The 14,929-nt window shown below is 43.0% G+C and carries 14 protein-coding genes; 2 read left to right on the top strand and 12 right to left on the bottom strand.

Going from position 1 to position 14,929, the window contains the following annotated elements; translation table 11 throughout:
- Window positions 1-58: 58 nt before the first annotated feature.
- The 3 genes from F1C16_RS05290 to F1C16_RS05285 form a co-directional block, all read right to left on the bottom strand.
- Complete coding sequence (locus F1C16_RS05290) at window positions 59-607, bottom strand: SDR family NAD(P)-dependent oxidoreductase (protein ID WP_219733421.1); 549 nt, start codon at window positions 605-607, stop codon at window positions 59-61.
- Window positions 562-795, bottom strand: a complete 234-nt coding sequence (locus tag F1C16_RS22815) for an SDR family NAD(P)-dependent oxidoreductase (RefSeq protein ID WP_219733418.1) — start codon at window positions 793-795, stop codon at window positions 562-564. Before F1C16_RS22815 ends, F1C16_RS05290 begins: the two co-directional genes overlap by 46 nt.
- A gap of 110 nt (window positions 796-905) precedes the next feature.
- Window positions 906-2,165, bottom strand: coding sequence for a family 1 glycosylhydrolase (locus F1C16_RS05285; RefSeq protein WP_185283309.1), 1,260 nt, complete (start codon window positions 2,163-2,165; stop codon window positions 906-908).
- A 302-nt stretch (window positions 2,166-2,467) separates the two neighbouring features.
- On the opposite strand from F1C16_RS05285, the gene F1C16_RS05280 reads away from it, so the two are divergent.
- Entirely contained in the window at window positions 2,468-3,538 is a 1,071-nt protein-coding gene (locus F1C16_RS05280; RefSeq protein ID WP_185283308.1) for a 3-oxoacyl-ACP synthase III family protein, read from the top strand.
- A 261-nt stretch (window positions 3,539-3,799) separates the two neighbouring features.
- Window positions 3,800-5,158 (top strand): phage integrase SAM-like domain-containing protein, encoded by a 1,359-nt coding sequence (locus F1C16_RS05275; protein ID WP_185283307.1) that lies wholly within the window; start codon window positions 3,800-3,802, stop codon window positions 5,156-5,158.
- A gap of 490 nt (window positions 5,159-5,648) precedes the next feature.
- On the opposite strand, the gene F1C16_RS05270 is transcribed toward F1C16_RS05275, so the two are convergent.
- The 9 genes from F1C16_RS05270 to F1C16_RS05230 form a co-directional block, all read right to left on the bottom strand.
- Entirely contained in the window at window positions 5,649-6,047 is a 399-nt protein-coding gene (locus F1C16_RS05270; RefSeq protein ID WP_185283306.1) for a hypothetical protein, read from the bottom strand.
- Between the two features lie 218 nt (window positions 6,048-6,265).
- Window positions 6,266-6,610 (bottom strand): DUF6717 family protein, encoded by a 345-nt coding sequence (locus tag F1C16_RS05265; protein ID WP_185283305.1) that lies wholly within the window; start codon window positions 6,608-6,610, stop codon window positions 6,266-6,268.
- 18 nt (window positions 6,611-6,628) lie between these two features.
- Window positions 6,629-7,282, bottom strand: coding sequence for a glycosyl hydrolase 108 family protein (locus tag F1C16_RS05260; protein WP_185283304.1), 654 nt, complete (start codon window positions 7,280-7,282; stop codon window positions 6,629-6,631).
- A gap of 17 nt (window positions 7,283-7,299) precedes the next feature.
- Window positions 7,300-7,803 carry a hypothetical protein gene (locus F1C16_RS05255; protein WP_185283303.1) on the bottom strand — a complete coding sequence of 168 codons (504 nt, stop codon included), beginning with the start codon at window positions 7,801-7,803 and terminating at the stop codon, window positions 7,300-7,302.
- 8 nt (window positions 7,804-7,811) lie between these two features.
- Entirely contained in the window at window positions 7,812-8,129 is a 318-nt protein-coding gene (locus tag F1C16_RS05250) for a hypothetical protein (RefSeq protein WP_185283302.1), read from the bottom strand.
- Window positions 8,129-8,578: a hypothetical protein gene (locus tag F1C16_RS05245; protein WP_185283301.1), complete on the bottom strand. Its 450-nt coding sequence runs from the start codon at window positions 8,576-8,578 to the stop codon at window positions 8,129-8,131. Before F1C16_RS05245 ends, F1C16_RS05250 begins: the two co-directional genes overlap by 1 nt.
- 133 nt (window positions 8,579-8,711) lie before the next feature.
- Window positions 8,712-10,853, bottom strand: a complete 2,142-nt coding sequence (locus F1C16_RS05240; RefSeq protein ID WP_185283300.1) for an Ig-like domain-containing protein — start codon at window positions 10,851-10,853, stop codon at window positions 8,712-8,714.
- A gap of 125 nt (window positions 10,854-10,978) precedes the next feature.
- Window positions 10,979-12,544 carry a hypothetical protein gene (locus F1C16_RS05235; RefSeq protein WP_185283299.1) on the bottom strand — a complete coding sequence of 522 codons (1,566 nt, stop codon included), beginning with the start codon at window positions 12,542-12,544 and terminating at the stop codon, window positions 10,979-10,981.
- A gap of 13 nt (window positions 12,545-12,557) precedes the next feature.
- Complete coding sequence (locus F1C16_RS05230; protein ID WP_185283298.1) at window positions 12,558-14,909, bottom strand: hypothetical protein; 2,352 nt, start codon at window positions 14,907-14,909, stop codon at window positions 12,558-12,560.
- Between the last annotated feature and the right edge of the window lie 20 nt (window positions 14,910-14,929).

The following is a 14,929-nucleotide window of genomic DNA, read 5'->3' as shown; positions in this document are numbered from 1 at the left end:
CAGGTAGCAGCGGGCTTTTGCATGGTGGCCGTCTCACAACGGTTACTCGTCTTGGCTCTTACAGTTGGGCCAGGCGGCCGCCGTCTACGCGAAGCAGGGCGCCTTGTATAAACGCAGAGTCGTCGGAGGCGAGGTAGGCAATGGCGGCAGCTACGTCTTCGGGCTTGCCCACGTTGGTGGGGTCAATCTTTTCTACCCCACTTTTGATGTTGGGATTGTCCCAGAGCATGGGCGTGTCGATAGCGCCCGGCAGCACGGAGTTCACCCGGATGTTCTTAGGCTGTCCTTCCAATGCCGAGGAGCGCGTGAGCGACAGCACTGCCGCCTTAGCCGCTGCGTAGGGCGCTACCAGCGGGCTGGTCTCTATGGCGTGAATGCTGGATACATTGACAATGGTGCCGCCCTTGGGCATGTGTAAAAACGCCTGCTTGGTGAAGTAGAATGTGCCAAGTAAATCCACGCTCAGCACGCGCATCCAGTCGTCGCCGGTGAGTTCTTCTAGGGGCTTAAAGTCCATCAGGCCAGCGTTGTTGATGATAATATCCAGTTGCCCGAAATGCTTCAGCGTACTAGCCACGGTGGCTTCCACCTTCTTTTCCTTAGCCACGTCGCATACGCTGGTCCGCACGTCGGGGCGCCGGCGTCTTTCACCGTTTGCGCCGCCGCTTTCAGTTTTTCATTATCAAGGCCTACCAACATCAGGCGGGCACCTTCTGAGGCCAAGCGCTTGGCCACGGCTAAGCCAATGCCACTATCACCGCCGGTTACCAGCGCTACTTTATTTTCAAATCGCATGCTCTACTTGGTTCGTACTCTGAAAAGAATCGGGAGGGTAAACTCGACAGTACTACGGCTCCGGGGAAGGTGTGTTGGCCGGCGCGGTCGATTTATCGCGTTGCGCCTGTTTAGCCTGCGTTTTTCTTTTTGTGCGCCCACTGCTCGTCGCTTTCGCTGGGTAGGATGATGGGTACCTGCAAGCACACACTCTGGGCGGGTAGTACTTGGCGCCAATCGTGGATGAGCTGCTTGTAGGCCTCTCCTACCGGCCGGATGTTGCGGTCGAGGTCGTAGAGGCCCAGGGGGTTCACGTGACCGTTATTTTCGCGCAGGGCCGTATCCCAGTCTACCTGGTCGGTGAGCGAGTACCAGGTGAAGCCCACAATGGGCACGCCGTCGTTGCGCACGCGCAGCACGTTGGCCCACTCCTTCCAGAGCCACTGCACGGCCTCGTCGCCGTTGGGACCCTGCCAGAGGTTGGTTTCGGTGTGCATTACAGGGAGGCGGTACCGGTCGTGGTACTGTTGGGTGATGACGTGGTAGCCGAATATCTCGCCCGACGCGGTGGTGCTGCCATCGGCGCGCACACGGTGCTCGTTGGTCTTGTAGTAGTCGTTGCCCATAATGCAATGGTGCTTGAGGTTGCTCTTCAAAAAGAAGTGGTATTCCTCGCGCGTCATGCCATTATCCAGCAGATACTCATACATCTCGGAGTCTACCCGCCGCCCGTAGTTCAGGTCCAGCGACAGAAACCGCTTGGCGTTCAGCAGCTCAGCGGGCTTGATGGCCGCGGGGTTCTCGGCGTGGAAATACTCCGACGACTCGCTCTGGATAAACAGCGCATCAGGCCGCACCTCTAGGATGGCCTGCATGGCCAACACGTTGGCTTTTACGATGTATTTGAGAGCCGTCACGAAAGCCTGGTCGCTGGCCAGCTGCTCGTTCCACCAGCCATAGAGGGCCGAAAACTCGGCGCAGATATACATTTCATTGACCGGCGTATAGAGCTGTACCCACGGAAAACGCTCGGAAAACGCCCGCGCATATTGCGCGAAGAGGGCAGGAAAATCGCCGTTCTGAAAATTTCCTACCCAGTCGGGCACACCGAAGTGGCATAGGTCTACGATGGGCACAATGTCGCGCCGCCGCAACTCTCCAAACGTTTCATCCGCAAACGACCAATCGTACTTGCCCGGCCCTAGAAACGTGGTATGAATGGGTGGCCCATAGCGCAGAAATGAAATTCCCAGCTCTTGCACCAGGTCAAAATCGGTGCGCCAGTGCTTGTAGTGGCCGCATTTTTCCAGCTCATCTACCCGCTCTTTTCCGTTTTGGATAGTGGGGTTGCTGTTTTCGATGCCAGTAGCGAAGAGAAATTGGGAGGACATGGGCGGACGTAAATCGTGATGAGAAAGGGTAGGCAGTCCTCGGATACGTACCACTACCAGCAGTTTTCTTAGCAAATACTGCTTTTGTTTTGGTCACGCTGTTTTGCCAAACGCAGGTCCCTACCGCCGTGTGGTTTGGCCTCTAGATACCATAGCAGATTTTCAGCCGCAAGGCGTTACACTGCCTGTTTTCGCAAGAAATAATAGTAAATCCGATTAGGGGCTCAACAATAAGTGGTATCTATGGGTTTTCAAGCAATACACTGCCTACCCTTGGCGGTCATCACATCCCTCCTATCTCAATGATCCGATCCATCATTGCAGCTACGGGCAGCTATATCCCGGACACGGTCGTTGACAACCAGGACTTCCTAGCAACTCGTTTTTTTTCGGCCGAAGGCGCCGAAATACAACAGGCCCCAGCTACCATTCTGGAAAAATTCAGCGCCATTACCGGCATTCAAGCCCGGCGCTACGCTCACTCCGACCACACGGCGTCGGACCTGGGCTTTCTATCCGCACAAGAAGCCCTTACCAGCTCCGGCATTGACCCGGAAACGCTTGACTATATCATCGTTGCACACAATTTTGGTGACGTAATAGCGGGTAGCAACCGCGTGGACATGGTGCCATCGCTGGCCTCGCGCATCAAGGCCCGGCTGGCCATCCGCAACCCCGATTGCGTGGCCTACGATATGGCCTTTGGCTGCCCCGGCTGGCTGGAGGCCTTGGTGCAAGCCAGCTACTACATTCGCTCCGGCGACGCCCGGCGCTGCCTCGTTATCGGCACCGAAACCCTTTCCCGCATCGTTGACCCACACGACCGGGACACTATGCTGTTTAGCGATGGTAGCGGGGCGGTTATTCTGGAAGCCACCGAGCAGGAAGGTATTGGCATTCTGTCCCACCACACCCAAACGCACGCCCACGAGTATGCCAGCCTCTTACAAATGGGCAAATCCTATAACCCGGAAAGAGCCAACGACCCAGACCGTTATATGAAAATGAACGGCCGCCGGCTCTACGAGTTTGCGTTGCAACACGTGCCGCTGGTTATTCAAACGGCACTACAGAAAGCCAACGTACATCTTAATCAAGTGCGCAAAGTGCTCATTCACCAAGCCAATGAGAAGATGGATGTGGCCATTTTGCAGCGTCTCTTCAAGCTCTATGGGGAAGAATGCACCAACCAGGAGCTGATGCCCATGACCATCAGTTGGTTGGGAAATAGCTCGGTTGCCACCGTCCCTACCTTGCTCGATCTGCTTCAAAAAGGTCAGCTCCCCGGTCACCGCATCGACGCGGGTGACGTGGTATTGTTTGCTTCCGTGGGAGCCGGCATGAATATTAATGCACTGGTGTATCAGTTCTAACAGAACTTTTGTAGCATATTTTTATAAAAAAGGCCCTTAGCAGTTCGCTAAGGGCCTTTTTCGTTCTGCCGTGACCCCGATGTGATTTTCCTAAGTCTAAAAACCGCGTTTCCAGGCTAATTTCAAGGGTAAATTTTAGAAAGTAAGACCAAGTTTTAGGGAATAAGACCAACTTTCTATAGGTTCAAATAAGGTTTCTGATAAGACCAAAAACACTGCTATTCAGAGCCTTGTATTTTTGAACTTTACCAACAAAGAAGCATGAATTATACTGTTGCATTACGGCTAAAAGGACCAACTAACAAAAAGGGAGAAATAAGCATCCGTTTACGTTATACCTATCAGCAAAAGCAATATTGGAAATCTACTGGTTTAAGTGTACAGCCTGACTTATGGCTTGAGAAAGCTGAATCTATCAGTAAGAGCCATCCCGACGCCTACCGACTCAACAACCAGCTGAAGTTCCAAAAGAATATGTTGGAACTAGGGGCTAATAGTGCGAATGATAAAGCAGATTGGGAGTTAGTCCAGAAATGGTTTACATGGTGGGTAGAGGCAGAGACAACAGCAGCACTTGACGACGTAAGTCAGGAGGCAAGAGAGGACCGTGAAGCAAAGGAGAGACAGGAAACGGTAGAGTACCAGCGTGAAGTAGCAGAACGTTCAGCCAAAATCATTGACCTCAACACAGATAGGAAAGAAGAGCAAGAATTCAGGAAGCTCTTAGACGAATACCCCAACACATTCCTTACTTCTGGTAAGCTCTACAGGCAACAAATAGCCAGCTGGAAAAACTACCTCCTACGATTCGCTGAAGAGAAGAAATTTCCCTTGACGTTCGCTAACATGAACATGGATTTCTATAAACAGTACGGGGATTGGGTACTTCACGAAAACAATAACTATGATAACTATTTTGGCACTTGCATAAAGAGACTCAAAACTTTTCTTATTAAATGTGAGAGTGATGATATCTATGTGAATCCCAAATTCAGAAAGTTCAAAGTATTACAAGAGGAAAAGGAAATCATCTATCTAACTGTTGGAGAACTTGAGTTAGTCTGGAATTATAAGCCTGAGAATCCGACAATGCAAAAATATATTGATTTATGTGTCTTCGAGAACCTAACAGGATTGCGAGTGAGTGATATAATGAAATCCAAGTTCAGGGTAGATAATGGAGTATTGAAAGGAATCAACAAAAAGAATGTAACAACCTATTTCATTCCGTTGGCTATAGACCCACGAATTGAATTACTATTAGAGAAATATGATTACAATATGGCTATAGCTCAAGAACAACACTACAATAAGTATATCAAAGTAATTTTAAAAGAAGTATTTGAAAAGCATGGCATCAATCAGAACACAATTCATATTACTCGCTATAAATGGAAACAACCCTATTATTTCGAATTTAAGAAACATGAGTTAATTACTAACCATAGTGCGAGACGTGGATTCATAAGCAATATGTATAACGTGCATAAGTATAGCGTAGAGGATATTAAAGCAATGCTAGGGACAAAGAGCAATGAGATTATGAAATACCTGAAACTTGAAGAAAGTACTATAATCGAAAAAGCTGAAGCAAAGGCAAAGGAGAGAACAGTACAATAAATAAAAAACAACAACTTACTTTCAATTACACAATAAGAAATCCTCATGCATACCATTGTCTTTTTACTTTTCACGAGCATTATATTCTACTGTCTATTTATACTCCCTAAACTATATAGCAGAAAACAGATAATGACAACCTCATTTATAGTAATTATAATAACTGGATTAATACCCTCACCACTTTTACCAACACTAGCAATAGTCTTGATATTTTGTTTGCGATTGGTTGCACTATCCTCTTTCTTTAACCAGATTATAAGGCTTGCTATAGACTATGTATCAAATTGGCATAAAGAAAATAATTTCACTAACCTTCACAGACAACCTATTGCTTTTATGCTTAAAAATGAAAACCATATTAAAATGTTTTTCACTATAGCTTTACAAATAGGTTTCACTATCATTTTGGGGTGCCATTTGTTTTGCAAGCAATTCATAAAAAATCCCCTCCACGTATTGTAGAGGGGCTTAAGGATTCTATTAATATTTACACTGAGATTAGTAACACCAGACCACCAGCACCTACCAAGGCTATCAGCTTCAGGATTTTCACCAAAGTTTCTACCTCTACTCCTACCCTTGCAGCAATTGACCTCAAGAGCTTATCTGTAGAGGCTGAAGTTCCAACGCTATACAGACTGTCTCCTTTCACATGGTTCAATACCAAATCAAACAGGCTAAAACGCACCAACGAGGCAATAGGCAGCACCAGGAGACTACCAACAGCTACAGCAGTACTAAGAGCCAATAGAGCATACAAGCAAGGATACAGGACGTGTAGAGCAAGATTAACCTCTTTCTGTTCAGCTGGTGGAATATACTCTCTATTGAGCTTGGTGTAGAGACCTTGTGCAAATCCTTCTATAACCACTCCAATAGGCAGCACCAGGACCCATAATAGATTAAGCACTCTTCTTAGCCTTTCCGAACCAATAGACTACAGCTGATAAGAAGCCAAAAAACAGACCACAATAGACATTACCATTTTCAACGTAACCTTGACCCTGAGCATCTACAGCAGTATAAACGAAAACGATAACAGCAAATAGAAACAAAGTAATTATAGCTAATGCAGTTGGGGTATCGTGTTGGGGAAATAGTTGTTTAATTAGTTTCATTAATAACAGTAAAGTAAATAATTGAGGGTATATAACCCATAACAAATTTTGTCACATCACATAGCCATATTTCTATTTCACCTTCAGCAAAATAATAGTAACCACCACCTTCAGAACCACCTTCACGTAATAGCTTTAACTCTACAGCATTAGGAATTTCATCTTCAATATCACTGATAGCTAGTGTAACATTATCTTTACCTTCAGCAAGCATTAACAGCATACTATCAGCACCAAAAACCATCTCACAGTCAGCTTTTGGACCAGGATAGTCAGGTAAATCAGCGTACCAGTCACCACGGTTATCTTCTACAAATTTTATCTCTTTCATTAGTCTTTATATTTCATATCACTTACGCGCTTTAACCAGGTATTCAGGAAAAACCTTCTGGCTTGTATTAGTCTTTAGTTTCAGCTTATCTCTTAGAAATTGGTGTACTGCTAATAGACGTGGTTCAGTACCATATTCACCACTACGATAGCGGTAGAAGTCATTGCGTAACTGAGCAAACCGAGCATGAAATAAACTCTGGTTCACACCATTCAAGGCTTTGAGCGTCTTCACTCCTATCTGTCCATCAAACAGTAACTCTTTCAAGTTGAAGCTGTTTCTAAGCACGTATTGCACCATCCAACCTACTCTACCAGTACCAGCATTTACACCCATATCAGCGAGTGATTCAGCTACAGACTGATTATGTACAAGGTCAAGGTGAAGTGAATCCCAATATAGAGCCTCATAGAAACTCAATACCAGTTGCTCTAACTCTGTTGACTGTGCTAGGTATTTGGAGAAAGCTAACCAGTCCTTACGAGTAGCAAGACCTTTACCAAGAGCTAACCATTGTGCTTTATAGCTGTGTACTATTTTCCAACCCGACCAAGTTGGATGATATTTGATTGCAATACCTTTATAAGTTTCACCACCAACATCTAACTTGTTATTTGCATATCCACCTTCATTTCTAATCAGGTGAGGATAAAATAATTTAAAACTTGACAATTATATATTTTAATTAATTACTTCTTGAGCCATAGGTAAAAACCACCTAGGCATGTAACCACTATAGCTACCAGTATAAATAGTAGACTGTTATTATTCGATTCTTTGACGCTGGTAGAAGCTGGTGAATCCTTACCTGTAGTTATGGCTGAATTCTGAGGCTTTATTACCTCTGTTGCCTGTGATTGTGGGCCAACTGCTACAGGAGCCTTAGCCTTGCCTACCACACTTGAGACACTATTAGGAGCTGTCTGGACTATCAGAGTACCACCCTTCTTCACCTTTACTTTCTTACCTCCAATAACCACCGTTTTAGGCCCATCTACAGCACGTATGGTATCTGGATAGGCATTGTGTAGACTATCGATACTGAGGCTTATAGGAGTGCTTATAATAGCTTTCTCAGCACCTATCGGACGTTGGCAACTAACCAGGACTCCAAGAGCGAAACCAACAGCCAATACCAGCAGACAGAAAATAATGAATAGGCGTTTGAGGCCAGAAAAATCGGGTGTTTCCATGCAATATATTACTCCACTTTTGGCACTGACTGAGAATCAACAGACTCAATATTTACAGTATCGGCTTTGTTGACATTGATAGGCCCAGGCATTTTATTAATAACTGCTACTAACAGATGCTCACTCAGAACAGCTATGCAATAAATGAATGTCAGGCTATAGAACTCATTATCTATCAGCAAAGGCCATTTAAACAATCTAATAACAAGAGGTGAGGACACCAAGGTAAATCCAGATAATAAACTGATAACGCTATAAACATTAAATCTACCTTGTGCATCTTTAAAGAATTCACTCAGATTATTTTTATTAATATATTTTAACATTACTTACTAGACTTAATCAAATTTATTATCTCCGTATTGGATTTATCTACTGCATTCTTAACATCATTCAGACGGTCCTTAATATCTGCAATCTGGGTATTCTGTGCTTCTAATCTAATTTCCAATTGCTGAACTTTCTGAAGTACTTGGTCAACTTGTGATACCCGTTGTTCTAGCCTTGAAACGTCCTTTTTATTTGCATCTACCGCGTTTTCGTGCTGCAACTGCATTTGTGTAAATCTGTTTTCGTGGCTTACAGCTTGAGATTCCAAAGTTTTAATTCTATTGGAATATTGCTTACTACCTTCCCTGAAATGATTAATAATAAGCATAACAACCCCTACCACCAGACCACCGGCAACAGTAGGGATTATTTTACTCCAATCAAAAATAGTAGACTCTTGGCTTATATTGGCTGGAATTTCTAATAATATAGTTTCAAATAACATTATAACTTAAATAGGATTATATATATAAATACGTTGGCATATTGAATTATCCTACTTTTACATTATTTATATACACTAGAAATAATAAAAAGGGCTAATATTTACAAAAGCCCTTTTTATTATTGTTCAATAATTATACAACGGTGAAATCAGTTTCCGAAGTACCGTCTGGATTTGTTAGGCCGATTTTCACCGCGCCAGATGGAGCAGCTTGCGGGATGGTTATTTCTACATAGTTGCCGCCAAGTGTCCACTGGGCAACCGCGCCGCCTACTTTCACGGTTTCTAGTGCTAACTGATTATAGCGTGTGAAATAACCGCTAATACGAGTGGTTGTGCCTCTTGCGCCGCTGTTTGGTTGAGCACCTGAAAAAAGTTGTGGTGCGCCTGCTGGTGCGGCCTTGATAGTGCAGTCAAAAGTAGCGGGTCCACCTGAGTTCGTCACAGTTACTGTACCGGCACCCGTTGGCGTATTACGCGGTACAAATGCTAAAAACTTCGTATCACTACCTGCTTCAAAACGTAGATTAGTACAAGTGTATTTCAGGCCATCTGAGGCAGTAATTACAACGCTCGTTACTGTGTCGTAGTTGTAACCATTAAATACAAAATCACTGTACTGCTCAGGATTCAGGCCGTTATAGTTTGTAACGGGTTTGGCACCACCTTCGATAACAGTCAACTGATAAGTGCCGGTTTGATTACCTGCCGTGGTAGCCACCATCTGCTGTAGGCCAACTGGTGTGCCATTGGCTACTACCACGTTAAGTCCCCCTTCTTGGTGTAAGCTAAACGACTGAGCTTCTACCCCACCGATTTTTACGCTGGTAACTGCTGCCATTGCATCGCCAGGACCGCCGCCGAATCTTACAGATTGCCCCGCCGCCGCCGAGCTGGGTAGTGCAGAGTTGAAAATTGGGATTGGGCCGGTTGGGCCGGTGCTGGTGCCAGACACAGAGAAAGCTCTAGCTGCCGACCTACCCCCCGGTGTCGTGACGGTAATCGGTTGGGAGCCGCTACCAGCATTAGCCGGAATAGTGACTGTTATTTGTGTCGGAGAATTGACCGTGTACGCAATAGCCGGGGCCGTGCCAAATAACACGCTGGAAACCGAGTAGAAGTTTGTGCCTGTGAGTACAACCGTGCTGCCAGCCGCGCCACTGCTTACGTTTGTGCTAGCAATACTTGGAACTTGTGAAAAATATGGGAATGGTAACGCAATAGCAGAGCCAATTATTTCACTCCATACTTTCACACGTCCAATCAAATATTGAACACGTGCTGAGAAGTGTAGGTTATCAGCATTACCAGCTAAACCAGTAAGAGCAAATGCCTTAGCAAAACTATTGGCTGTTACGTACTGATTTTGAGCTTGCTCTACGTTTTGTAAGTAACCGTGAAAACCCGCCAAGATAACCCGGTCATTCGCCGCCCGTAGGCCATCGGTAACGTAGTTGTTAAATACCGCTGTGAGCTTATCCAAGTAATACTGTGTCGTGTCGTTTACGTTTGCCTCTCCTTGGTCCCAATAGTTGATAGTCGTGTACGAAATGCCGGCCTGGGCCAACAGTGTGCGGGCACGGCCTACTACCGTTTTCGTGCGCGTATAAAGTCTGCCACTAGGATAATCCCATTCGACAATATTTTGTGCCCCCTGCGCTACTACTGTTAAATACAGGGTGCCAGTAGAATAACGGCGCTCGAATTCATCTGCAATACCAATAGCAGCATTTACACCATTTGCTCTGTCATTTACAGTTGGTTGAAAAGCTTCCCATTCCAGGGTAGTTTCGTTGAGGATTTTTACGCGTGAATATGTGCGAAAAGGCGAAGGCGAAATATTAGCGTCTGCGTAGGTTTTGAACACACCAACATTGTCACCATAACCTAGCGACGTTGCATTTGCTCCTTCTGCATTACTCTGTCCACCAATATTTATCAGATAATTGTTACCGCCACTGTTGCCGCCAGCTGTTACATTAATAGCAATTGGTGCTGATGTACGCGAAGCTCCTAGATTATCTGTCGCTTTAGCTGTTACTGTATAATTACCTGTTTGTACATTTTGCCATAAATAATTATAAGTACCTGTTGTAGCTGAGCCTAAAAGCGTTGAACCATTATAGATTTCCAGCAAGCTAATGGTACCATCTGTATCACTCGCACTAGCTGTTAATGTAATATTACTACCTGCTGTTACATTCGTCGCACTAGATGTTAATGAAACATTTGGTGATTGATTAGTTGTGCTCGAATTTCCGCTCAATGCATTCACATAATCAATAATCTCATTTATTTTATTTTTTATTTGGTTAAATTCAAGTGCAGTAAATATGTCACCTGTATTTTTTATTAGCCAAACCTAATTTAATTAAACTTGTCATTTATTATTATATTATTTTAATGTAATGTCATAGGTAAGCAGTAAGAAAATGCATAATTATTATCGTTGTCATTTCCAGTACCTTTATGTATTAAATAGCTATAACTTATTTCATCACCACCTAAAATCTTTGCTTCTGGTGAAATAATTAGCTGGTTGTTGTCAATTTGATAATGTGTTTGATAAATACCTCTCACACCACTGTTATTTGCACCCAGAACTTTAAGGTCAAAGGCGTATACAGTATCAGCAGGTAACGGTATAGATTGAGCGCCACTAGTTTCAACTAAATAAGGATTTGATGTAATTGGTAAGAATGTATTAACACCAATCTGTTCAGAAACCTTATTTTCAAGTATCGTTAGCCTGTTATCGTTAGTAGTATTATTATAATTAAATACGCTGCTTAGGCGTTGAATCTCACTCTCAGCAATTAAATTTTTACCATCTACTTTACTAACCTTGTTTCCAACATCAGTTTCAACAGCAGTTAGCCTATTTTTTAATATTGTATCATCGTAAGTAGTACCAGAACTAATAGGACGGTTTTCTAATACCTCTACCCTATCTTCCAATCCGTTTACCTCATTCTGAACTGCTATTACTTCAGTCTCAACAGCATCAAGGTCACTTTCTACCAGTTGGATTCTACCTCTTAACTCACTGTCATTGTAGACTTCACCAGCTGGCTTATTCTCAAGGGCTGTAATTCGAGTATTATTGGTTGTGTTGTCAAAGTTTTGGAGTCCAGCCAGTTTAGCCTTTTCAGCATCAGTCATTAGGCCAGAACCAGCAACCTTATCAACTTTATTATTTTCTAAATTGGTTAATCTATTTGCGTTGGAAGTATTGTCAAACTGTTGTGGTTCAGGCTTATTTTCCAGTGCTGTAACTCTATCTTTTATAGCAGTATCATTATAACGAAAACTCGCAAGACTAACACTGTAATTATCTTGGTCAGTATGGAGAATCAGGTTATCTCCTACTACTTCTAAGCTTGCTACATTTTCACCACCAGTACTAGTACCACCAGAAGCAGGAGCTGGAATAGTAGCCGTGAAATTACCTTTGTCTGTTGCAATAGTTAATATACCACCAGCAATAGTTACTGTCTGGATTGTATCACCAACATTATCAACCTTATTCTCAAGGCTGGTTATCCGGTTATTATTGGAACTATTATCAAAATTGGTTAAAGTAAGTAATCTTGCAATCTCTGTATCACTCAATAAACTTTTACCAGTAACCTTATCAACTTTATTATTTTCTAAATTGGTGAGACGAGTATTATTAGCAGTATTGTCGTAGGTTTCGCCACTTTCTACAACTTCCTTCCAGTTACCATTATCTGTTAGGACGTTGGAAACAAGACCTTTCGTTAGCTTGTATTTCTTTCCAGTAGCTTCAACCACTACCTCCATAAACCATTCACGACGGGCTGAAATGATAGCGTTAAGAGCTGCCATATCAGGGACCGTACGCAACCCACCTTTCCCATATTCGGCTAGGTGAGTTGGATAAATATCTTCTGTAGTGAATGGAGTTATTGGAGCACCTATATTGTTACCTTTAATATCTGACACTTAATATATATTTTTAATTAATTCTTAGGTTAAAACTTGAGCTAAACTGAATGGTATCGGTATAGAATAATTTGTAATTACGTAGGATACCAAACACGTCCTTTATAACAATATCCTCCACTGTGTAGGCACTGAAGTTATTAGGACCTTGCTGAACACTACCAGGATTACCGAAACCAGCTTGATATAAATAGTAGGGATATTTACCACCACTACAATTAAAGTTGCTTTCTAGTCCTCTACCACCACCTAAATCTTTATTAGATAGTACACCGTTGGCATTATTAGCCAGTTGGGCCTTTAATTCACCAGGAGTAAGACTAGATGCACCATAATAGCGGGCTAATTGAGTATTGATAGTTAATCCTCCTGTAAATACGTTGTTTTGGCTGTTTGTAGCCTCTATACTGAAACTTCTTGACTGTCCAGCATCTAGCGTGAATGTTGGTAAATCCAAGGTCTGAGAGCCATTATTTGCAAGTCCAGAACCAATAACATTACCATTAGATTTGATAGTAATAGTACTTGGCTTGGTGTTATTATTATTACCAATAGACCAACTAAAAGTATCGACCCCTGTAAAGGTTGTTCCAGCTTCTACCGTTCTACTACCAGCACCATTATAGTTAAATCCACTGAAGAAAGGAGCTTGATATTTTATCAGAATCTTGGTTAGTAAATCCTCTAAAGTACCAGTGAAATTTCCAGGAGTTAGACCACCAATAGTTTCTGTTATTCCAGTGAACCCAACTAATACTTTTTCATCATTCAACGAATCGATAGTTCCTGTTTCACCAGTTGGAGTAGGTCGGTTTTCTAGTGCTGTTACTCGCGTGTCTATACCAGTTAGTTCAGACTCATTTGTATCCAACCGATTAACAATAGCTGTATCATCAAAACCAGGAGCATTTTCTAAGGCTGTTAGACGAGAATCGTTGGAAGTATTGTCGAAAGGTTCTACAGCTGGTGCATTCTCTAACGTGGTAACTCTTGTGTCTATAGCATCTACCTCAGAACGTAGCTCAGTATCATCATAACCCGTTGGCTCAGGAGCATTCTCAAGGGCTATTACTCTATTGGTTAGGTTGGTATCGTTGTAGCCAGATAGAGTAGCTAAACGGGCTATTTCTGTATCAGCAATCAGGGACTTTCCAGTAACCTTATCTACCTTACCAGCTACTAGATTCCGTAGCTCAGAGTCATTGTAACCTGTCTCAACAGCATTCAATTTGGCCCGTACTTCAGGAGATAATTTGGCTTCTGTTACGCTATTGTCAAGTAGAACGTAATTCTGAATAGTGGCTAATCTTGCTATCTCATTATCTGATACTAGGCTATATCCAGTACGCTTTTCGACCTTGGTGTTTCCAATTGCATCTGTCTGAGCCTTAGTGTAGTAATTGCTCAAATCGACAGTACCACTACTTGTAGAGCCACTTGACGTACCATTAACCAGGAGCCAATAAGCGTTTGTGGCCGTTGGTGCTACAGTGCTATTAGCAATATCCTGACGAGCCATAAAGATTAGGCCCCCACTATGCACCAGCTGACCAAAGGAATAGCTATCTGGTACGTAAGGGATTACAGCAGTTACAATACCATCAATCCTGTTATTTAGGTTGGTTTTAGCTGTTTCAATGTTGCCTAATAAGTCTATATCAGCAGCTTCCAATACTTCTACACGTCCTCTTAGCTCAGTATCATCATAACCAGGATTTTCAACACCATCTGAAGCACCTAGTTTTTGCCAATATTGGTCTGTTACATTTCCAGTTGGTTCAGGAATGGCATTACCAGGAAAAGTAGATTTAATAAGTGTCTGTTTGGCTGCAAATAATGTTAGTGTACCATTTAAAACATACTTAACAATATCATCTTTTTGGTAACTATTTTCAAATGGATTAAACTCAACAATTCTTGAATATTTATCTTCTAAGCTATCCTTTTCTACCCAACGTCCCCCAATAGTATTTCCATTAAACGAGCCATCTACGGCAACATTTAATGACGAATTTGGGTCATAAACTAAACGGTATTCCCTTGATGGGTGCGGAAATTCTACAAAGCAAATAGTACCAAGACACAGAAAACGTGGGTCTAAATCTACCAGTGTAGCATATCCAGCTTCGTAACCAGAAAGCGTTGTATCATAGGTTCTTACAACCTTATATAAGGAACTTGAGTTATTACCTTTTGGCAAGGCATTAGCAACACCAGTTACCATAGTGCCGAAACTGACACTATGGTTTGCTGGTTCTCCATTAATAACTTTCTCTACCTCTAATTTTGTATTATATAAATCTTGTGGTGTTACAATTTGGGGTAACTGATAAATATAACTTTCTTTAATTTCTTCAATCGGCATCTTATATATAAATACGTCTA

It is taken from the genome of Hymenobacter sp. NBH84, from assembly GCF_014217645.1.
Taxonomy (GTDB): Bacteria; Bacteroidota; Bacteroidia; order Cytophagales; family Hymenobacteraceae; genus Hymenobacter; species Hymenobacter profundi.
Note: the sequence above shows the minus strand (reverse complement) of the source record. Positions and strands in the feature narration are given on the sequence as shown.

Bases quoted from the DNA above. Each gene is read 5' to 3' on its own strand.
- F1C16_RS05285 (WP_185283309.1), bottom strand. From the start codon at position 2,165: ATGTCCTCCCAATTTCTCTTCGCTACTGGCATCGAAAACAGCAACCCC.
- F1C16_RS05280 (WP_185283308.1), top strand. From the start codon at position 2,468: ATGATCCGATCCATCATTGCAGCTACGGGCAGCTATATCCCGGACACG.
- F1C16_RS05245 (WP_185283301.1), bottom strand. From the start codon at position 8,578: ATGTTATTTGAAACTATATTATTAGAAATTCCAGCCAATATAAGCCAA.
- F1C16_RS05250 (WP_185283302.1), bottom strand. From the start codon at position 8,129: ATGTTAAAATATATTAATAAAAATAATCTGAGTGAATTCTTTAAAGAT.
- F1C16_RS22815 (WP_219733418.1), bottom strand. From the start codon at position 795: ATGCGATTTGAAAATAAAGTAGCGCTGGTAACCGGCGGTGATAGTGGC.
- F1C16_RS05255 (WP_185283303.1), bottom strand. From the start codon at position 7,803: ATGGAAACACCCGATTTTTCTGGCCTCAAACGCCTATTCATTATTTTC.
- F1C16_RS05265 (WP_185283305.1), bottom strand. From the start codon at position 6,610: ATGAAAGAGATAAAATTTGTAGAAGATAACCGTGGTGACTGGTACGCT.
- F1C16_RS05275 (WP_185283307.1), top strand. From the start codon at position 3,800: ATGAATTATACTGTTGCATTACGGCTAAAAGGACCAACTAACAAAAAG.
- F1C16_RS05230 (WP_185283298.1), bottom strand. From the start codon at position 14,909: ATGCCGATTGAAGAAATTAAAGAAAGTTATATTTATCAGTTACCCCAA.